This is a genomic window from Micromonospora sp. CPCC 205739, from assembly GCF_036906795.1.
In the GTDB taxonomy this organism is placed as follows: Bacteria; Actinomycetota; Actinomycetes; order Mycobacteriales; family Micromonosporaceae; genus Micromonospora.
The window spans coordinates 265,359-285,167 of the sequence record NZ_JBAKHS010000001.1 but is presented as its reverse complement, the minus strand read 5'-3'; the positions used below and the strand labels follow the sequence as shown (position 1 = coordinate 285,167).

Below are 19,809 nucleotides of genomic sequence, written 5' to 3'. Positions count from 1 at the left end.
GTCAGGCCAGGCTAACGGGTGCAACATCAGCCGGAGCTGAGATGATTCCTCGCTGTGGTGGTTCACTCAGCGTCGGAACTCGTGCTCGCCGGGCTCGACCCGGAGCAGCGCTCGGCGGTGACCGCCCCGGCCGGCCCGGTCTGCATCCTGGCCGGCGCGGGCACCGGCAAGACCCGCGCGGTGACGTCCCGGATCGCCCACCGCACGCTCTCCGGGGAGATCTCGCCCCGGCACGTGCTGGCGGTCACCTTCACCGCCCGGGCCGCCGCCGAGATGCGAAGCCGGCTCACCGCACTCGGGGTGCCGGGCGTGCAGGCGCGGACCTTCCACGCCGCCGCGCTGCGCCAGGTGCGCTACTTCGCGCCCCGGCTGCTGGCGGGCCGGGCCATGCCGGAGCTGCTGGACAGCAAGGTGCGGGTGGTCACCCTGGCCGCCGCCAAGGTCGGCCTGCGCGCCGACCGGGCCGCCGCGCGCGACCTCGCCGGTGAGATCGAGTGGGCCAAGTCGTCGCTGGTCGAGCCGGGGGAGTACGTGGTCGCCGCAGCCAAGGCGCTGCGCGAGACGCCGTACGAACCGGCGAAGGTGGCCGAGGTCTTCGACGCGTACGAGCGGCTCAAGCGATCGAACGGCGTGATCGACTTCGAGGACATGCTGCGCGCCGCGGTCTGGGGGATCGAGGAGCACCGGGACGTCGCCGAGCAGGTACGCGGCCAGTACCGGCACTTCGTCGTCGACGAGTACCAGGACGTCAACCCGTTGCAGCAGCGACTGCTGGACGCCTGGCTCGGCGGCCGGGACGACCTGACCGTGGTGGGCGACGCCAGCCAGACGATCTACACGTTCACCGGGGCCACCTCGTCGTACCTGGTCGACTTCCCGCGCCGGCACCGGGGCGCGACGGTGGTCCGGCTGGTCCGCGACTACCGCTCCACGCCGCAGGTGGTCGGGCTGGCCAACGCGGTGATCTCGCAGGCCCGGGGCGCCGAGGCCCGGCTGCGGTTGGAGCTGCACGGGCAGCGCCCACCCGGCCCGGAGCCGGAGCTGAGGATCTTCACCGACGAGCCGGCCGAGGCCAACGCCGTGGCCGCCCGCTGCCGGACCCTGGTCGACGGGGGCACCCCGGCCAAGGAGATCGCGGTGCTGTTCCGCACCAACGCCCAGTCCGAGGCGTACGAGAAGGCGCTGACCGAGGCCGGCGTGCCGTACGTGGTGCAGGGCGCGGAGCGGTTCTTCGAGCGGGTCGAGGTGCGCCAGGCGATGGTCGCGCTGCGGGCGGCCACTCGCTCGATCCCGGGCCAGACCCCGCTGCCGACCGCCGTGGTGGAGGCGCTCGCCGCGGTGGGCTGGGCCCCCGACGCGCCTCCGCCCGGTGGCGCCGCCCGGGAACGCTGGGAGGCGCTGGCCGCGCTGGTCCAGCTCGCCGAGGAGTACGCGGCGACGCCGGAGGTGCTGCCGATCGGCGAGGCGGGCGCGGTGGAGCGCCCGGTGACCCTGAGCGACTTCAACGAGGAGCTGGCCCGCCGGGCCGCCCAGCAGCACGTGCCGACCGTCGACGGGGTGACCCTGGCGTCCCTGCACTCGGCGAAGGGGCTGGAGTGGGACGCGGTCTTCCTGGTCGGGCTCTCCGAGGGCACCCTGCCCACCACGTACGCCCGCACCCCGGAGCAGGTCGAGGAGGAGCGCCGGCTGCTCTACGTCGGGATCACCCGCGCCCGGCAGTGGCTCTGGTTGTCGTACGCCTCGGCGCGCTCGCCGGGTGGGCGGGCCCGGCGCCCGTCGCGGTTCCTGCCGCAGCTGGACCGCTCCGGCGGCGGTGAGCGGGCCGGCGGCAGCGTGGCCAAGCGGACCGCCGCCCGCCGGCCGGCGACCCAGGTGGTCTCCTGCCGGATCTGCGGCGCGACGCTGCTCGCCGGCCCGGACCGGAAGCTGGGCCGCTGCCCGACCTGCCCGTCAGACATCGACGAGGAGCTGTACGAGCGGCTGCGTGACTGGCGGGCCCGGGTGGCCGGCGCGCAGAAGGTCCCGGCGTACGTGGTCTTCACCGACGCCACCCTGACCGCGCTGGCCGAGCGGCGGCCGGGGCGGCCCGAGGAGCTGATCGCCATCGCCGGGATCGGTCCCCGCAAGCTGGGCCTGTACGGGGAGGCGGTGCTGGCCCTGGTGGACGGCGCGGCGGTGGACGACATCGCGCCGGAGAAAACTTTCGAAATCTCGTCGTAAATTCGTTTGCCCTCGCCCCCGGGCGAGGAATAGCCTCATGACACACCTCGGGAGCGGCGCATTCCGGCTGCTCACGGGGTGGGAGACCAAGTCGGCACGAGGAACGTGAGGGAGGTGGCACCCGTGGAGATCTTCACCTATGAGCGTCCGGCGGCGATGCCAGCTGCCTGCGCTCCGCTGTCGGCTGTCCGGGTGGCCCTTGCCGCCACGCGACCGTCGGTTCCGCAGGTGCACCAGGTCCAGGCTCAGGCCGAGCTGACCCTGACCGTCGCGCCGATCGGAGTCGAGGGGACCAGTGGCTTCACGGGCATGGGCATCAATGTCGCCAAGAAGCGCATGGATGTCCGCGGCGTTCCACCTCGAGGTAGACCGGTCTGAATACAGACCACCGGCTCACCTCGAGGCCGCGGAACCCGCTCACCGGGATCCGCGGCCTCAGTTTTTTGCCCGTCGTACGTCGGAAATGCGATCCACGAGATCGAAGTGAGAGAGAGGTGACCGGGCGATGAGTCTGGCGTTGGCCCCCCTCGACGTGAGCGTCGAGATGGAGGCGAACCTGCCCTGCCGGAAGTTCGACCCCGACCTGTGGTTCTCCGACCAGCCCGCCGAGCTGGAGTTGGCCAAGTCGCTCTGCGGGGACTGCCCGCTGCGCGTCGAGTGCCTCGCCGGTGCGGCGGAGCGGGCCGAGCCGTGGGGCGTCTGGGGCGGCGAGATCTTCGAGCGTGGCGCGGTCGTCCCGCGCAAGCGGCCCCGTGGCCGTCCGCGCAAGGAGGACCTCGCCCGCGACGCGGCGCTCCGGGTCGAGGCCGAGGCGCGACTGGCGGCCAGTGGTGTGGCCGCGTCGCGCAGTGCGGTCCGGCTGGCGGCCTGACAACTTCCCGATCCAACCAACCGCCGGTGTCCCGCACCGGCTGCGAGAAAGCCGAAAACCGATGCTGAACTACCCGAACGGAACCGAGATGCAACTACTTCACGAAGCGTTGTCCCGTGCCCGAATGCGCCGGCCTCAGGCCGGTCGTACCACCACGAGCACTGAGGCAACCCGTTCCGCCCGTACCGTCGCGATGAAGAGCCGGAGCCAGTCGGCTCGCGACCTGGGCGCCCTCTAGATCCGCACCGATACGCCAGGGGCGGTGACCGGACCTCCGGTCACCGCCCCTGGCTGCGTTCCACGCCCCGCCTCAGGGCACCGGCGCGAAGCCGGGCAGCCAGCGTTCCAGGATCCCGCGGTACGGCGCCTTCGCCTCCAGCTGACACAGCACCCCGATCGAACCCAGCGTCACCCGGTGGATCATCAGGTACGACGGGGGCAGGTTGAGCTGGCGGCTGAGCTGGTAGGTCGGCGACTTCGGGCTGGCCAGGCGGGCCGCCTCGGACCGCAGCCAGGCCCGGGTGAAGCGGAACTCCTCGGCGGCGATCGGTGCCAGCATCGGGCGGAGGAAGTCGAGCACCCCCTGGGCGTCGATCGGCTCGGTCGAGCTGACGAAGCCCTCCTTCCGCAGGCCGTTCACCACCCCGTCCGCGTCGCCGCGCAGCGCCAGCCCGGCGATCCGGCCGATCGGCTCCGGAGTGCCCTCCGGCATTCGCGCCACCGCGCCGAAGTCGATCACGCCGAGCCGGCCGTCGGGCAGCAGCCGGAAGTTGCCGGGGTGCGGGTCGGCGTGCAGCAGGCCGGCCCGGGGCGGCGCGGACAGGTGCAGGGTCGCCATCAGCCGGCCCGCCTCGTCCCGCTGCTCCTCGGTGCCCTCGCGGATGATGTCCGCCAGCGGCGTCCCCTCGATCCACTCGGTGACCAGCACCCGGGGCGAGCTGGAGAGCACGGCCGGGATGAAGATCTCCGGGTCGTCGGCGTACGCGGCGGCGAAGGCGCGCTGCGACTCGGCCTCCAGCTCGTAGTCCAGTTCCTCGGTGACCCGCTCCCGGAGCTCGACCAGCAGCGGTTTGACGTCCAGACCCGGCTGGAGGGCGCGGAACATCCCGCCCAGCCGGGAGAGCTGCTTGAGGTCGGCGAGCAGGGCGTCACCGGCGCCCGGGTACTGGATCTTGACGGCCGCGGTCCGCGCCTCGCCGGTCTCCGGGTCCCGCCAGATCGCCTTGTGCACCTGGCCGATGCTCGCCGCGGCGGCGGGAGTGTCGTCGAACTCGACGAACCGGTCCCGCCAGTCCGGCCCGAGCTGCTCGGTGAGCACCTTGTGCACGCTGGCGGCCGGCAGCGGCGGCGCGGACTCCTGGAGCTTGGTCAACGCCTGCCGGTAGGGGGCGGCGATCTCGTCCGGCAGTGCCGCCTCGAAGACCGACAGCGCCTGGCCGAACTTCATCGCCCCGCCCTTGAGCTGCCCGAGGACGCTGAAGAGCTGCTCGGCGGTGCGCTGCTGGATCTCGGCGGAGATCACGTCGGAGGCGAGCCCGGTGACGCGCTTTCCCATGCCGAGGACGGTCCGCCCGGCGAAGCCGAGCGGCAGAGCGGCGAGCTTGGCGGTCCGGGACACGGCCCGGCGCGGGATGTCGGTCACCCGGCCATTGTTACCGACCGGGCGGGCCCGCTGCTGCTGGAGAAGCCGGGCCCGCCCCGGCTTTCCGCCGCCGTGTTCCCTCTGTGCCCGTCCGCCCCGCCGCTCGGCGCCCGCGCGTCCCGCCCGCCGTGGCCCGTCGGGACCGGTCCGAGCCGGCCGCATCGGCCCGTCACCAGCGTCGACGTCGCCGCCGTCGGCGGTCAGCGGCGGCGGCCGGCGCAGCCGCAGGACGGGTGCGGCGGCCAGACCCGACGCCGGAACCGGCCGGCCGCGCCGATCTCCACCGCGCAGCCGAGCGTCTCCGGGACGCCGCCGTCGAGCTGGGCCAGCACCTCGGCGACCGCGTACCCGACGGCGGCCAGCAGGGTGGCGGCGGCGCACGCCTGGTCGGCCGGATCCGCCGCGAGCTGGGCGGCGAGCCCGGGCCAGCCCGGGTCGCGGTCGGCCCGGTGCAGGTCCAGGCAGTGCAGGCAGGGTCCGACCGGCGGCCGGACCAGCGGCCCGACCACGGGTACGCCCTCACGCAGGCCGAGCAGCAGGTGTGGCTGGCGGCGCTGCGCGTACCCGGCCGCGAGCAGGGCGGCCGGCCGGTCCGTGCCGAGGTGGACCACCAGTTCCACCCGGCTGCGGTGCAGCGGGCGGGTCTGCGTACCGGGGGCGGTCCGGTCGATCGCCGAGCGGAGCGCGGCGGCCAGCGGGCGACCGGTGTCGGACGCGGCCAGCCCGGTGCCGACCAGGTCGGCGGGGCCGACCGTGCCGCTGAGCTCGGGCACCACGTGACCCACGCCGGCGTGCGCCAGCGCGACGGCGACCGGGGCGCCGAGCCGGCCGGCGCCGGTCACCACCACCCGGGCGGCCCGCCGGCGGCGCAGCAGCTGCGCCGGGGTGCCGGGCAGCGCGGGAGCGACCAGCGCGAGCGCGCCGGCCTCCGCCGCGAGGCGGCTGCGCGCCGGACCGGCCAGGTCCCGGGGAAGCAGCGTGTGGGCGGGTACGACCAGACCGGCGGCGTACAGCGCGTCGAGCAGTTCGCGGGCCTGGTCCGGGGCGACCCGGGCGGCCGCGGCGTGCGCCAGGACGCCCCGCTCGCTGCGGCTGCCGTCGAGGAGGTCGAGCAGCCGCGCGGCGCGCGGGTCGGCGACCTCGACCAGGACGGCACGGCCCGGGTCGAGCCCGAGTTGCAGGGTGTGCCGGTCGCGCCAGAGCCGGGTCAGGCCGGGCAGCAGCGTCGGGCGGGGCAGGGGCGGGCGGATTCGCGGGGCCGGGCGCGTCGACGGGCTCATGACGACGGATCGTGACCGAGTCCGTGCTGTCCGTCGATCGTTGTCCACAGGTGCGCGGCGCTCTGTCCAGCGCTGTCCACAGGATTCAGCGGGATATCCACAACCGCCGGGTAACTCTGTCGCCCACCCGACAGCCTCGATTCACGGTACGGACGAGACGGGGGAGGGGCGGCCACCGGCCGCCCCTCCCCCGGAACCCGTACGGGTCAGACCTTGGCCTTGCCCAGGATGCGGTTCACTGTTGTGCCGCACACCGGACACTTGCCCTTGGCCATGTTCATCCCGGTCTTCGAGACCTCGATGCGCCCCTCGAAGTCCCGCTTCTCCTTGCACTTGACGCAGTAACCGTTGTAGGTCTGGGCCTGGTCGGCCACGGTAGCCCTCCTCGTCTCGTCCGCCGGGCGAGCCGGCCCGGCGGGTCTCCCGGCGGCGGGCCCCGCGGGGCCCCGGCGCTGGGTCTTGCTCAGCGGACACCCACGTGACCGCTGGATGGCGGACCCTACCCAGATCTGGGCGGATCCATGTCAGCTGTGCATCGACACTGTGAGGAAGTCGACGTCGAGAGTGTGCATGCCGAAATAGGCCGGATTAGTGAGTTTGCCGGGGACACGCCGGGGCAACGCCCGCAAATACGCCCTGGCGGGGCCCGAGCGGCGCTGCGGACGGTGATCACCTACGGTGGGGGGAGATGCGGGCCCGGCCGCCACGAAGGGTGATCGGGGCGGCCCGACATGGTCATCCACAGATTTTTTCGGGACTCCCCACAACCAACCACCATTTTCCGGGCGCGTGTCGCGGTGTTGACTCTTGCGGACCCCTGGTCAGTACGCATTAGCTTTCCCTCGTGGCAGGAATGCACGGCTGCGCGGCCCGCTGATGGCGGGGGCGCGGAAGCCGGTCGTCGAGGTACGGCGCAGTCAGCGCCGGCGACGCACGGTGTCCGCCTACCGCGACGGGGAACGGGTCGTGGTGTTGATTCCCGACCAGTTCTCCCGCGCGGAGGAGAGCGAGTGGGTCGACCGGATGCTCGCCCGGCTCGCCGCCCGGGAGGGCCGGCTCGCCCGCTCCGACACCGAGCTGCTCGACCGGGCGCTGCGCCTGATCAACCTCTACCTCCCCGAGCACGGCAGCGACGCCCTGCCCGCCAGCGTCCGCTGGGTCACCAACCAGAACGGCCGGTGGGGATCCTGCACCCCGGCCGACCGGACCATCCGGATCTCGCACCGCCTCCAGGACATGCCGGACTGGGTGCTCGACTACGTGCTGCTGCACGAGCTGGCGCACCTCATCGTGCCCAGCCACAACGCCCGGTTCTGGGAGCTCGTCGCCCGGTATCCGAAGACCGAACGGGCCCGCGGCTACCTGGAGGGCGTCGCCGCCGCCTCCGGCGTCCCGCTTCCCGGCTGACCCCGGCTAGGGTCGGGGCGTGGCCCGACGTGTGGTGGTGGCGTTGCTCGCCCCGGTGGCCTGGTCGCCGCCGGGGATCGATCCGGTGGACTGGCGGACCGCGCTGGCCGAGGACGTGGTGGACCTGCTCGCCACGCTGAGCGAGGTCGAGACGGCGGTGGCGGTGACCCCGGCGGACCGCTGGCTGGCCGAGGCGGTGGTCTGGCCCGGGACCACCATCCACGAGGTGTCCGCGCCCACCGTCGACGCCGCGCTGGCCGCACCGACCGGGTACGACCAGGCGGCCGTGGTCGCCGCCGACGCTCCCGACCTGCCCGGCCTGACGCTGGGCAAGCTGCTCCGGCCGCTGACCAGCCGGCCCGTGGCGGTCGCCCCGGTCGAGGGGGACGGACCCGGGCTGCTCGGGGTGGCGACCCGGCTTCCCGTACCCGGCTGGTTGCCGGCGCTGGACCTCGACGTGGCCGGACCGGCGGACGTGCGCCGCGCGGCGCCGGCCCCGCAGGACGTGGCCGTCACCCCCGCCTGGCGGCGGCTGCGCGGCCCGGCCGATCTGGCCGCGCTGGACCCCGCGGTGGAGGGCTGGGAGGCCACCCGGGCCCTGCTCTCCGGCCGCCCGATCTGACCGACCCGCCGGCCGGGCGCGCGCGGAGGCGCGGCCCGGTCGGCGCGGAGCGGATCAGGACCGGTCGGTGTCGTCCCCGGAGTCGTCGGAGCGCGGCGCGGTGCCGCCGCCCGGTGCCTGCTCCTCCGGGCCGCCCGGCGCGCTGAAGTCGAAGTTCGCCAGCTCGTCGTCGAGGTCGAGCTGGGCGGTGGCGAACGCCACCGGGTCGGCGAAGTCGTCGTCGGAGGGGAGCAGGTCGGGGTGGCCCCAGACCGCGTCCCGGCCCGAGATGCCCCGGTGCGTGGTGAGCGCGGCCCAGAGCGCCGACGCCTCGCGCAGCCGGCGCGGCCGCAGCTCCAACCCGACCAGCGCGGCGAAGGTCTGCTCGGCCGGACCGCCGGCGGCCCGGCGGCGGCGGAACGCCTCGCCGAGGCGGACCACGTTGGGCAGGCGCTCGCCCGCGGCGTTGTCCACCACGTGGCAGACCCAGCCCTCGACCAGCGCGAGCACCGTCTCCAGCCGGGCCAGGGACGCCTTCTGCGCCGGGGTGTCCTCCGGGGTGAAGATGCCCTCCAGGGCGATGGCCTGCATCGACTCCGGGTCGGTCGGGTCGACCCGACCCATCGCCTCTTCGATCGCCTCCCGGTTGACCCGGATGCCGGAGGCGTAGTTCTCCACCGCGGTCAGCACGTGCCCGCGCAGCCACGGGACGTGCTCGAAGAGCCGCTGGTGGGCGGCCTCGCGCAGGGCCACGTAGAGGCGGACCTCGTCCTCGGGCAGCTCCAGGCCCGCGCCGTACGCCCGGATGTTGGCCGGGATGAGCGCGGCGGTGCCGGCCGGGCCCAGCGGCAGCCCGATGTCGCCGGCGGAGAGCACCTCGGCGGCGAGCGAGCCGAGCGCCTGACCGAGCTGCCCGCCGAAGAGCGCCCCGCCCAGGGTCGCCACCATCGACTGCATCGGGCCGAGCTGGGCCCGCGCCTCCGGCGGCACCAGGTCGCCCATCGCGCCGACCATGCGGCTGGCCACCGGGTCGCAGAGCTTGCGCCAGACGTCGAGGGTCTTGTAGATCCACTCGTTGCGGTTCCACGCCACCGAGGTACGGATGCCGGACGGCAGGGCGGACGACGGCTCCAGCCAGAGGTCGGCGATGCGCAGCGCCTCCTCCACCGCGTGCCGCTCGTACGGCGACACCGCCGGGTCGCCCGCGGCGGCGAGCTGGCTGGCGGCCACCTGCCGGGCCAGGTCCCAGTTGACCGGCCCGCTGCCCGACGCGGAGAGCAGGTGCTGCAACTGCGACATGAACTGCTGCATCTGCGCGGGGTCGTTGGGGTCTGGTGGTTGCCCACCCGGGAGCGCGAAACCGAACGGAATATCAGGCACGACGTCTACGGTACGCGCGCCGCGCCCCAGGTCGCCGCCGCTGGCGTTGCGCTGAGGGCGAAGTCGGCCTCGGCCGACCGGCCGGCACCACCCGAATCGGTACGCTCTGCCGCATGAGACGTCGCGGCGTGACCGTTCTCCTCGGTGCTCTGCTCACCACTCTGCTCAGCATCGGCGTGTTCGGCGCGCCCATCCCGTACGTGGTGCTGGGCCCGGGGCCGACGGTGAACACCCTCGGCACCTCCGACGGCAAGGAGGTCATCCAGGTCAGCGGCCGGTCGACCTCCACCTCCGCCGGTCAGCTGCGGATGACCACGGTGGGGGTGCAGCCCACGGTCAAGCTGCGCGCCGCGATCGCCGGCTGGCTCTCCGACGACGAGGCGGTGGTGCCGCGCGAGCTGGTCTACCCGCCGGGCGAGAGCCAGGAGGAGGTGGAGAAGCGCAACGCCGAGGACTTCCAGAACTCGCAGACCAGCGCCGAGACCGCCGCGCTGGTGGAGCTCGGCTACCCGGTGCAGGTGGTGGCCAAGGAGGTCGCCGCGGACGGCCCGTCGGCGGGGGCGCTGAAGGCCGGCGACGTCATCACCACCGTCGACGGCGTCCCGGTGACCACGGCGGCGAAGCTGGTGGAGCTGGTCCGGGCGAAGCCGGCCGGCACCGCGCTGCGGATCGGCTACTCCCGCGACGGCGTGGCCGGCACGGCCACCGTGACCAGCCGGGAGCAGGACGGCCGGCCGCGCGTCGGCCTGGTGCCGGAGCAGCGGCAGCCGCACCCCTTCACCCTGAAGATCGACCTGGGCAACATCGGCGGGCCGAGCGCCGGGCTGATGTTCGCCCTCGGCATCGTGGACAAGCTCGAACCGGCCGACCTGACCGGCGGGAAGATCATCGCCGGCACCGGCACCATCGACGACGAGGGCCGGGTCGGCCCGATCGGCGGCATCGCGCAGAAACTCGTCGGGGCGAAGAAGGCCGGGGCGAAGGTCTTCCTGGTGCCGGCGGACAACTGCGCCGAGGCGGTCCGCAATCCGCAGCCCGACCTGCCCCTGATCAAGGTCGGCTCGCTCGACGAGGCATTGACGGCGCTGGAGGCGTTGCGGTCGGGTGGGCAGCCCACGCGCTGCTGACCCGACGCGCTCCGGCAGTGCGGCGTGACCTTGACCCGACACGTTCAGGAACACCCCGTACTCTGGGTGCCTGTCCGGAGCCGATCACATCGAGCGTGCGGAGCCAACAGTGGTCATGCGTAGCAGTCCCCTGCCGAGAATGAGCCGGCGCGGACGCGTCACCATCGGCGTCCTGGTCGGGGTCTTCGTGCTCTTCACCCTGCTCGGCTGGGGTGTCCAGGCGTGGACGGACTGGCTCTGGTTCGAGGAGGTCCGCTACACCAAGGTCTTCACCGGAGTGCTGATCACCCGGCTGCTGCTCTTCCTCACCATCGGGGTGGGGCTGGCGCTCTTCGTCGGCGGCAACCTCTGGCTGGCGTACCGGCTGCGGCCGACGCTGCGGCCGCATTCGTTGGAGCAGGCCACCCTGGAGCGTTACCGGACGCTGCTCGCCCCCCGGATGGGCACCTGGATCAGCCTGACCGCGGTGGTGCTCGGGCTCTTCGCCGGCCTCTCCGCGCAGAGCCGGTGGAACCAGTGGCTGCTCTTCCGCAACGGCGGCGACTTCGGCGTCAAGGACCCGGAGTTCGGCGTCGACGTCGGCTTCTACGTCTTCCAGTTGCCCTTCTGGCGGTACCTGCTCGGCGTCGGATTCACCGCGGTGGTGCTGGCGCTGCTCGGCGCGCTGGCCGTGCACTACATCTTCGGCGGGGTGCGGCTGCAGGGCGTCGGCGACCGGATGACCAACGCCGCCCGCGCCCACCTCACCACCCTGGTCGCCGTCTTCGTGCTGCTCAAGGCCGTCGCGTACGTGCTGGACCGGCGCGCGATGCTGCTGGAGTACAACGAGGGCGCCAAGCTCTACGGTGCCGGCTACGCCGACGTCAACGCGTTGCTGCCGGCCAAGGAGATCCTGGCGTACATCTCGGTGGTGGTGGCGATCGCCATCATCGTCTTCTCCAACGCGGTGATGCGGAACCTGGTCTGGCCGGGCATCTCGCTGGCCCTGCTCGGCGTCTCCGCCGTGGCGATCGGCGGCATCTACCCGTGGGCGGTGCAGACCTTCGAGGTCAAGCCGAGCGCCCGGGACAAGGAGGCGCCGTACATCGAACGCAGCATCGGGGCGACCCGGGCCGCGTTCGGCCTGACCGACACGAAGACCACCGGGTACGCGGCGAGCAACCTCACCCCGCCGGCGAGCCTGGTGACCGACACCTCGGTGGTGCCCAACGTCCGGCTGCTCGACCCGCAGCTGGTCTCCGAGACGTACACGCAGCTGCAGCAGGTCCGGGGCTTCTACGACTTCGGGCCGAAGCTCGACATCGACCGGTACTCGGTGGCGAACAAGACCTCCGACTACGTGGTCGGCGTCCGCGAGATCAACTACAACGAGCTGACCGACCAGCAGAACAACTGGATCAACCGGCACACCGTCTACACCCACGGGTACGGCCTGGTCGCGGCCCCGGCCAACCAGGTCGTCTGCGGCGGCCAGCCGTACTTCGTCTCCGGCTTCCTCGGCGAGAAGGCGCAGGAGGCGTGCTCCTCGCAGGCCGAGCAGATCCCCGCCACCCAGCCGCGCATCTACTACGGCGAGCGGATGGGGGAGAGCGACTACGCGATCGTCGGGCAGGCCGACGACAACCGCAACGCCGAGTTCGACCGGCCCACCCCGACCACCGGCGGCGAGCAGTACTACACCTACACCGGTGAGGGTGGCGTCGAGATCGGCTCGTTCACCCGCCGGCTGCTCTACGCGATCAAGGAGCAGGAGTCGAACTTCCTGCTCTCCGAGGCGGTCAACGACAACTCCCGCCTGCTGTACGTGCGCAACCCGCGGGACCGGGTGGAGAAGGTCGCCCCCTTCCTGACCCTCGACGGCGACCCGTACCCGGCGGTGGTGGGCGGCCGGATCCAGTGGATCGTCGACGGCTACACCACGGCGGCGACCTACCCGTACGCCGAGCGGGTCAACCTGCAGACGGAGACCGCCGACGAGCTGACCAACCGGGGCACGTTCCAGCTGGCCCGGGAGAACGTCAACTACATGCGCAACTCGGTGAAGGCCACCGTCGACGCGTACGACGGCACGGTGCGGCTCTACGAGTTCGACGAGGCCGACCCGGTGCTCAAGGCCTGGAACAAGGCGTTCGGCGGGGACCTGGTGCTGCCGAAGACCGCCATCCCGGCGGAGCTGGCCGAGCACTTCCGCTACCCGGCCGACATGTTCAAGGTGCAACGGAACCTGCTCACCAAGTTCCACGTGACCGACCCCGGCGACTTCTACTCCGGCCAGGACTACTGGCAGGTGCCGAACGTGCCGGACGCCCCGGACAGCGGGCAGAAGCAGCCGCCGTACTACCTGTTCACCCAGTTCCCCGGGCAGCAGGCACCGCGCTTCCAGCTCACCGCCGCGGTCACCCCGAACGGGCGGCAGAACCTCGCCGCGCTGATCTCCGGGTCGTACGTCGACGGTCAGCCCAAGCTGGAGGTGCTGGAGCTGCCGGATCAGACCCGGATCTCCGGGCCGGTGCAGGTGCACCAGCAGATGACCAACAACGCGAACATCCGGCAGCAGCTCAACCTGCTCTCCTCCAACCAGGCGCAGGTGCATTACGGGAACCTGCTGTCGCTGCCGTTCGGCGACGGGATGCTCTACGTCGAGCCGGTCTACGTGAAGAGCAACCAGCAGGACGCGTACCCGCTGCTGCAGAAGGTGCTGCTCTCCTACGGCGACGGCGGCTCCTACGTGGTGCTGGCCGACAACCTCGCCGACGGCATCAAGCAGCTCGTCGACCAGGGCAAGCGGGCCGGTCAGGGCGCCCCGCCGCCGCCCGGCGGCACCCCGCCGCCGCCCCCGGGCGGCGCCGACCCGCCGCCGCTCACCGGTGAGCTGGCCGCCGCGGCGGAGCGGGTGCAGACGGCGATCGCCGAGGTCAAGGCCGCGCAGACGTCCGGCGACTTCGAGCGGTACGGCCGGGCGCTGAAGGCGCTGGACGAGGCGATGACCGCCTTCCAGCAGGCGCAGCAGGCCGGCCCCCGGCCGACCCCCACGCCGAGCGGCAGCCCGCCCGGTTCGCCGGCGCCGACGCCGAGCGGCTGAGCCGCCGCGCGGGACTCTCCGACGAGCCCGCGACCCGGGGACCGACGGTCCTCCAGGGTCGCGGGCTTGTCGCTTTTCCGACCCGACGCCTGCAACCGACCGGCCCCGTGGACCGTCTTGTCAGCAGGTGGGGGAAACGGGGAGGCGTGATGTGGGCATGAGGGACGCGCAGAGCTTCGACGAGTTCTACCGGAGCACGTCCGCGCGGACGCTCCGGTACGGCCACGCGGTGGCGGGTGACCACGGCGAGGCGCAGGACCTCGTGCAGGAGGCGTACGCCCGGGCGTGGCGGCAGTGGGGCAAGCTCGCCACCCATCCGGCGCCGGAGGCGTGGCTGCGGCTGGTGGTCAGCCGCCTGGCCACCGACCGGTTCCGCCGGCTGCGCGGCTGGCGGACGGCGGTGAGCCGCACCGGCCCACCCGACGTGGTACGGCCACCCGGCGAGGACACCGTCCTGCTGGTCGCTGCCCTGCGGCAGCTGCCGGCGAACCAACGGCAGGCGCTGGCCCTGCACTACCTGTTCGACATGCCGGTGGAGGAGATCGCCCGCGAGACGCGGGTGCCTACCGGCACCGTGAAGTCCTGGCTGTCCCGGGGCAGGGCGAGGCTTGCCGAGCTGCTGCCCGGAGTCTCGTCGAAGGAGCTGGAGGTCAACGATGTCGCGTGAACTGCCCGGTCTCTACCGCTCGCTCGCCGAAGACACCGATCCACGCGGCCTGGCGGCGCCCGACGTGGTGCGCCGGTACGCCGACCGTCGGGCGCGGACCCGCGCCGCGCTGGGGGCGCTGACCGCGGCGGCGCTGGTCGGCGGGACGGCCGTCGGTGCCCAGTTCGTCTTCGCCGCCGCTCCCGACACCCGGGTCGGGCCGCCCGCGGACAGCCCGGGCCCGCCCTCGCCCAACCCCGTGCCGTCGGAGCCCACGCCCACCCCGTCGGCGTCCTCGCCCGGCCCGAGCGGGTCGGCGTCGCGGCAACCGCCGTCGACGTCACCGACGCGCACCTCACCGACCGCCCGGACGCCGACCTCGATCCCCGATTCGGCCTTCTTCAAGCTGGCGGCGGCGAACGACACCGGGGCGGGGTCCCGGTTCGGCGGGGGTCAGGTGCTGCCCGCGCTCTGCGGGGCGGAGCCGGGCGCGTCGGGGACGGTGCGGCAGCGCGTCCGCTCGGTGCCGTTCAAGCTGGCCGGCACGCCGGAGGGGAACATCCCGGACGGTCTCTACCGGCACAGCATCACCATCTACCGCGACGGTAAGGCCGCCGCCGCGCTCGACGAACTGCGCGACGCGGTACGCGACTGCCCGGCGCAGCCGGTCGGCAACGTGACCTCCCGGCAGAAGCTGCTGGCCAGCGCCGGCTACGGCGACGAGTCGGTGCTGTTCGAGATGCGCGTGCCGTACCGGGACGTCAACGGCGAGCCGACCGGCGACGAGGAGCTGCGACTGATCCGGGCCATCCGGATCGGGAACGTGGTGACGGTGCTGTGGGACCAGGGCTGGGAGGGCAGCTCCAGCCCGAAGCCGCAGGTCGACGCGGACAGCCGCCGGGCGGTGACGGCGATCCGGGACTGGTTGCGCTGACTGCGTTCCGGGCCCGTTTTGCGGGTCCGGTGCCCCGTAGGCTACGGTTAACGAGCCGACGCGGGGTGGAGCAGCTCGGTAGCTCGCTGGGCTCATAACCCAGAGGTCGCAGGTTCAAATCCTGTCCCCGCTACCACGACGAACGGCCCGAGGATCAGATCCTCGGGCCGTTCGCCATTTCCGCCGCCGGCCGAACGGCTCCGGTGGCAGATCGGGGACCCGGGTGATCTCGGTCCGGGGGATGCGCTAGGCTTATGGAGTCGACGCGGGGTGGAGCAGCTCGGTAGCTCGCTGGGCTCATAACCCAGAGGTCGCAGGTTCAAATCCTGTCCCCGCTACCACGACGAACGGCCCGAGGATCTGATCCTCGGGCCGTTCGCCATTTCCGCCGACCGAGCGGCCTTCCGGCCGTCCGGCGTGCCCCGGTTGCCCGTCTCGGTCAGGATGGGGTCATGTCATCTTGGAACAGGTGGTGGGGCCGGCTGAGCGCGGTCCTCGGTGCGGTCGTGCTCTCGGTCTTCGTACCGGTCGCGGCCTGGGCGTCCACGAGCCAGGGCGAGCTGGTGGTGGAAGCCGCACGACGTAGGGGTCGGGGCGGTGGCGGCATCCTCGGCCTGCTGTGCTGCCTCGTCGTGGTGGGGCTGATCGTGTTCTTGGTACTGCGGCTGATGCGCAACCGCCGCAACCGTCCGCCGAGCTGATCCGTTCGACCCCGGCCGGCGCCCTTCGCGACGCCGGCCGGGGTCACTCGGCCAGCGCCCCCTGCGCCTGCGCCATGAACTTCGAGGTCGTGGCCCGCGCACCCGCCCGGCCCGACCGGACGTCCTGAGCCGCCGCCGTGAGCAGCGCACGCACCCGCGCGTGCCCCCGCGGCGGTGGTGCCGGGGCGGGCCCGACCAGGTCGTTCAGGGTGGTGCCGAGGGCGGCGACCCGCGAGACGACGGGATCGTCGAGCGCCTGGGTGACGGCCTGTCGCACGGCGAGGTCGGCCGGCAGCCCGCGCTCGGTGCCGAGGATGCGGCCCACCTCGACGTTGGTGGTCAGGAAGCTGACCACGTCGGCCACCACCCCGGGATGCCGGGTGCCTCGGAAACCGGCCCAGTACATGGAGGCCCGGTCCCACTGGGCGGCCGGCGGCCCGGGAAAGGCGGCCAGCGCCAACTCGTCGCTGGTGTAGCGCTGGAGTTCGGGAAGCTGGTGCGACCAGGCGAACGAGGCGGCGGTGTGGCCGGTGACCACCAGCTGACGCGCCGGTTCGCCGCCGTCGGCCCGGTCGACCAGGGCCGCGGCCGGCGTCGCCCGGTCGTTGCGGGCCCGCTGCCAGAGTTCGAACCAGTCGACCAGGGCCGCCGAGCTGAAGCCGAGTTGCCGCCCCTGGTAGAACTTGCCGCCCTGGCCGCGCAGCCAGAGCCAGAGCGCCCGGTGGTCGCCGGACGGGTCCATGGTGCCGGCCACCCGGCCACCGCTGGCCCGGGTGACCCGCGCCGCCCAGGAGAGGTAGTCGGCCCACGGCATGATCGTCGGTTCGGGCACTTCGAGCCGGCGCAGCAGGTCCTTGTTGTAGACCACGGCGACGTGGGTCTGCCCGGCCGCGACCCCGTGCAGCCGCCCGTCCACCCGGCCGTAGTCGGCCAGCCCGGGCGGCAGGCCGCCCAGGTCGAGCCGGCCGTCCGCGGCGTACGGGCTGAGGTCCAGGGCGATGCCCCGCTGCGCGTACTCGGTCAGCACGGCGTCGTCGACCTGGAACAGGTCCGGCACGTTGCCGCCGCCGGCCTGGGTGGCCAGCCGGTCGTAGTAGCCGCCGGCGGCCTGCCAGGTGACCCGGAAGGTGACCCGGGGGTTGCGCGAGGAGTAGAGCCGCAGCGCCCGCTCGGTGGCCTGCGCGCGTCGGGTGTTGCCCCACCAGAAGACCGACAGCTCGATCGGCCCGTCGTCGTCGACCCCGGCGCTCGGGTCGTCGCTGCACCCGGCGAGCCCGCCGGTGGCGAGGGCCGGCACCGCCAGCAGCGCGCCGAGCAGCCGCCGTCGGGCCGGGTCGGCGCCGGGCCGGGGGTGCGGGGGGCGGGCAGCGGGCACGGGGCGCTCCTGGTGCGCGGTGGTGAGGGCCGGACCATTCACGCAGGGACCGAGCCCGGGTGTCAACGCCCGCCGCCCACCCGGTCGGGACCGTTTTCGGCGCCGGGGTCCGATCCCGGTACCGGTGGCGGTGGGACGTCCGGTGGCCGCACCGGGCGTCCGCACGCCGTCTGGTGTACTAGGGTGCGTGGAACTTCTGCACTCGGGCAAGGTCAGGGACGTCTACGCCGACGGCGACGACCTGATCCTGGTCGCCTCCGACCGCATCTCGATCTACGACGTGGTGCTGCCGACGCCGATCCCGGACAAGGGCCGACTGCTCACCGCTCTCTCCGTCTGGTGGTTCGAGCAGCTCGCCGACCTGGTGCCGAACCACGTCATCTCGACCACCGACGTGCCCGCCGAGTTCGCCGGCCGGGCGATCCGCTGCCGGCGGCTGGAGATGGTCCCGGTGGAATGCGTCGCCCGCGGCTACCTGACCGGCGGCGGCCTGACCGAGTACCAGCGCACCGGCGCCGTCTCCGGCGTGGTGCTGCCGCGCGGCCTGGTCGAGGCGTCGATCCTGCCCGAGCCGATCTTCACCCCGTCGACCAAGGCGCCGGTGGGGGAGCACGACGAGCCGATCACCTTCGCCGAGGTGGTGGACAAGGTCGGCGCGGAGACCGCCGAACGGCTGCGGCAGATCACCATCGACGTCTACTGCCGGGGCGCGGAGCTCGCCGCCGACCGGGGCATCCTGGTCGCCGACACCAAGATCGAGCTGGGCTGGGCGCCGGACGGCACCCTGATGCTCGGCGACGAGCTGCTCACCTCCGACTCGTCCCGGTTCTGGCCGGCCGAGTCGTACCAGCCCGGCCGGACGCAGTTCTCCTACGACAAGCAGTACGTCCGGGACTGGGCGACCAGCAGCGGCTGGGACAAGCAGGGCCCGGCCCCCGAGGTGCCCGCCGAGGTGGTCGAGGCGACCCGGACCCGCTACGTCGACGTCTACGAGAAGCTCACCGGCAACCGCTGGGCGTAGTCACTCGACCCAGTCGAGGGTGCGGGCCACCGCCTTGCGCCACTGCCGCAGCTCGCGCTCCCGGTGCTCGGGCGTCATCGTCGACTCCCACTGCGCGTCCGAGCTCCACTGGGCGCGCAGGGTCGCCAGGTCCGGCCAGAACCCGACCGCCAGGCCGGCCGCGTACGCCGCGCCGAGGCAGGTGGTCTCGGTGATCCGGGAGCGGACCACCGGCACGTCCAGCACGTCGGCGAGGAACTGCATCAGCAGGCCGTTGGCGGTCATGCCGCCGTCCACGCGCAGCCGGCGCAGCGCCACGTCGGAGTCGGCGTCCATCGCGTCGACCACCTCGCGGGTCTGCCAGGCCGACGCCTCCAGCACCGCCCGGGCCAGGTGGCCCTTGGTGATGTAGCCGGTCAGACCGGCGATCACACCCCGGGCGTCACTGCGCCAGTGCGGCGCGAAGAGCCCCGAGAAGGCCGGCACCACGTAGCAGCCGCCGTTGTCGTCGACCGTGCGGGCCAGCTCCTCCACCTGCGGCGCGGTGGAGATCAGCCCGAGGTTGTCCCGCAGCCACTGCACCAGCGAGCCGGTGACCGCGATCGCGCCCTCCAGCGCGTACGCGGCCGGGTGCCCGTCGATCCGGTAGGCCACCGTGGTCAGCAGGCCGTGCCGGGAGACGACCGGGCTCGCCCCGGTGTTGAGCAGCAGGAAGCTGCCGGTGCCGTAGGTGCACTTCGCCTCGCCCGGCTGGAAGCAGGTCTGCCCGAACAGGGCCGCCTGCTGGTCGCCGAGGGCGCTGGCCACCGGCACCCCCGCCAGGAGCCCCTCGGCGGTGCCGTACACCTCCGCCGAGGAGCGGATCTCCGGCAGCATCGCCGCCGGCACCCGCATCGCGTCGAGCAGTTCCGGATCCCAGTCCAGGGTCTCCAGGTCCATCAGCATGGTCCGGCTGGCGTTGGTCACGTCGGTGACGTGCCGGCCGGTCAGCTTCCAGATCAGCCAGCTGTCCATCGTGCCGAAGAGCACCTCGCCCCGCTCGGCCCGCTCCCGCAGCCCCTCGACGTTGTCCAGCAGCCAGCGCAGCTTCGGACCGGCGAAGTAGGTGGCCAGGGTCAGCCCGGTGCGCTCCCGGAAGCGCTGCTCGCCGTACGCCTCGTGCAGCTCGCGCAGCAGCGGGCCGGTGCGGGTGTCCTGCCAGACGATCGCGTTGGCCACCGGGCGGCCGGTGGCCCGGTCCCAGACGACGGTGGTCTCCCGCTGGTTGGTGATGCCGACGGCGGCCAGCCCCTCCGGCCCGGTACCGGCGGCGGCGAGGGCCTCCCGGACGACCTGTTGGACGTTGTCCCAGATCTCCTCGGCGTCGTGCTCCACCCAACCGGGCTGCGGGAACAACTGCCGGTGCTCCCGCTGCGCCGCGGAGACGATCTCCCCGGCCCGGTCGAAGACGATGCACCGTGACGACGTGGTGCCCTGATCGATGGCGGCGACGTACTCTCCGGTCATTGCGGCACCGTACCCGGAAGGTCAACGCGCCGTCGCC

The 19,809-nt window shown here is 73.1% G+C and carries 17 protein-coding genes and 2 tRNA genes; 13 read left to right on the top strand and 6 right to left on the bottom strand.

All coding sequences use genetic code 11. From position 1 onward, the window contains the following. The first annotated feature begins 54 nt into the window (after positions 1-54). From V6U88_RS01345 to V6U88_RS01335, 3 genes are all read left to right on the top strand, one after another. Positions 55-2,220 (top strand): ATP-dependent DNA helicase UvrD2, encoded by a 2,166-nt coding sequence (locus V6U88_RS01345; RefSeq protein WP_334449149.1) that lies wholly within the window; start codon positions 55-57, stop codon positions 2,218-2,220. Positions 2,221-2,343: 123 nt separating this feature from the next. Beyond that, positions 2,344-2,598: a hypothetical protein gene (locus V6U88_RS01340; protein ID WP_334449148.1), complete on the top strand. Its 255-nt coding sequence runs from the start codon at positions 2,344-2,346 to the stop codon at positions 2,596-2,598. A gap of 127 nt (positions 2,599-2,725) precedes the next feature. After that, positions 2,726-3,091, top strand: a complete 366-nt coding sequence (locus tag V6U88_RS01335) for a WhiB family transcriptional regulator (RefSeq protein ID WP_334449147.1) — start codon at positions 2,726-2,728, stop codon at positions 3,089-3,091. Positions 3,092-3,401: 310 nt separating this feature from the next. Here V6U88_RS01335 and V6U88_RS01330 read toward each other — a convergent pair whose 3' ends face one another. From V6U88_RS01330 to V6U88_RS01320, 3 genes are all read right to left on the bottom strand, one after another. Further along, positions 3,402-4,733, bottom strand: coding sequence for an ABC1 kinase family protein (locus V6U88_RS01330; RefSeq protein ID WP_334449145.1), 1,332 nt, complete (start codon positions 4,731-4,733; stop codon positions 3,402-3,404). A 200-nt stretch (positions 4,734-4,933) separates the two neighbouring features. After that, on the bottom strand, positions 4,934-6,013 hold the full coding sequence (locus V6U88_RS01325) for a hypothetical protein (protein WP_334449144.1): 1,080 nt from the start codon (positions 6,011-6,013) through the stop codon (positions 4,934-4,936). A gap of 206 nt (positions 6,014-6,219) precedes the next feature. Next, positions 6,220-6,387, bottom strand: a complete 168-nt coding sequence (locus V6U88_RS01320) for a DUF5679 domain-containing protein (protein WP_165945332.1) — start codon at positions 6,385-6,387, stop codon at positions 6,220-6,222. A gap of 502 nt (positions 6,388-6,889) precedes the next feature. Here V6U88_RS01320 and V6U88_RS01315 point away from each other — a divergent pair. Further along, positions 6,890-7,420, top strand: coding sequence for a M48 metallopeptidase family protein (locus V6U88_RS01315; RefSeq protein WP_334449143.1), 531 nt, complete (start codon positions 6,890-6,892; stop codon positions 7,418-7,420). A 19-nt stretch (positions 7,421-7,439) separates the two neighbouring features. Continuing rightward, positions 7,440-8,042: a hypothetical protein gene (locus tag V6U88_RS01310; RefSeq protein ID WP_334449142.1), complete on the top strand. Its 603-nt coding sequence runs from the start codon at positions 7,440-7,442 to the stop codon at positions 8,040-8,042. 54 nt (positions 8,043-8,096) lie between these two features. Here the strand turns inward: V6U88_RS01310 and V6U88_RS01305 are convergent, their stop codons facing one another. After that, positions 8,097-9,332: a zinc-dependent metalloprotease gene (locus V6U88_RS01305; RefSeq protein WP_334449868.1), complete on the bottom strand. Its 1,236-nt coding sequence runs from the start codon at positions 9,330-9,332 to the stop codon at positions 8,097-8,099. Positions 9,333-9,514: 182 nt separating this feature from the next. Between V6U88_RS01305 and V6U88_RS01300 the strand changes: the two genes are divergently transcribed. From V6U88_RS01300 to V6U88_RS01270, 7 genes are all read left to right on the top strand, one after another. Then, positions 9,515-10,528, top strand: a complete 1,014-nt coding sequence (locus V6U88_RS01300) for a YlbL family protein (RefSeq protein WP_334449141.1) — start codon at positions 9,515-9,517, stop codon at positions 10,526-10,528. Positions 10,529-10,643: 115 nt separating this feature from the next. Continuing rightward, positions 10,644-13,610 carry a UPF0182 family membrane protein gene (locus V6U88_RS01295; RefSeq protein ID WP_334449140.1) on the top strand — a complete coding sequence of 989 codons (2,967 nt, stop codon included), beginning with the start codon at positions 10,644-10,646 and terminating at the stop codon, positions 13,608-13,610. 157 nt (positions 13,611-13,767) lie between these two features. Continuing rightward, positions 13,768-14,277 carry a SigE family RNA polymerase sigma factor gene (locus V6U88_RS01290; protein ID WP_334449139.1) on the top strand — a complete coding sequence of 170 codons (510 nt, stop codon included), beginning with the start codon at positions 13,768-13,770 and terminating at the stop codon, positions 14,275-14,277. After that, positions 14,267-15,190 carry a hypothetical protein gene (locus tag V6U88_RS01285; protein ID WP_334449138.1) on the top strand — a complete coding sequence of 308 codons (924 nt, stop codon included), beginning with the start codon at positions 14,267-14,269 and terminating at the stop codon, positions 15,188-15,190. The genes V6U88_RS01290 and V6U88_RS01285 overlap by 11 nt, the downstream gene beginning before the upstream one ends. 59 nt (positions 15,191-15,249) lie before the next feature. Then, positions 15,250-15,326, top strand: a tRNA-Met gene (locus V6U88_RS01280). A gap of 128 nt (positions 15,327-15,454) precedes the next feature. Then, positions 15,455-15,531 (top strand) — tRNA-Met (locus V6U88_RS01275). Between the two features lie 111 nt (positions 15,532-15,642). After that, positions 15,643-15,891 carry a hypothetical protein gene (locus V6U88_RS01270; RefSeq protein ID WP_334449136.1) on the top strand — a complete coding sequence of 83 codons (249 nt, stop codon included), beginning with the start codon at positions 15,643-15,645 and terminating at the stop codon, positions 15,889-15,891. Between the two features lie 43 nt (positions 15,892-15,934). On the opposite strand, the gene V6U88_RS01265 is transcribed toward V6U88_RS01270, so the two are convergent. After that, on the bottom strand, positions 15,935-17,266 hold the full coding sequence (locus V6U88_RS01265; protein ID WP_334449135.1) for an ABC transporter substrate-binding protein: 1,332 nt from the start codon (positions 17,264-17,266) through the stop codon (positions 15,935-15,937). A 187-nt stretch (positions 17,267-17,453) separates the two neighbouring features. Between V6U88_RS01265 and V6U88_RS01260 the strand changes: the two genes are divergently transcribed. Then, entirely contained in the window at positions 17,454-18,287 is an 834-nt protein-coding gene (locus V6U88_RS01260) for a phosphoribosylaminoimidazolesuccinocarboxamide synthase (RefSeq protein ID WP_334449134.1), read from the top strand. Here V6U88_RS01260 and glpK read toward each other — a convergent pair whose 3' ends face one another. Beyond that, complete coding sequence (gene glpK / locus V6U88_RS01255) at positions 18,288-19,772, bottom strand: glycerol kinase GlpK (RefSeq protein ID WP_334449133.1); 1,485 nt, start codon at positions 19,770-19,772, stop codon at positions 18,288-18,290. Positions 19,773-19,809 lie beyond the last annotated feature (37 nt).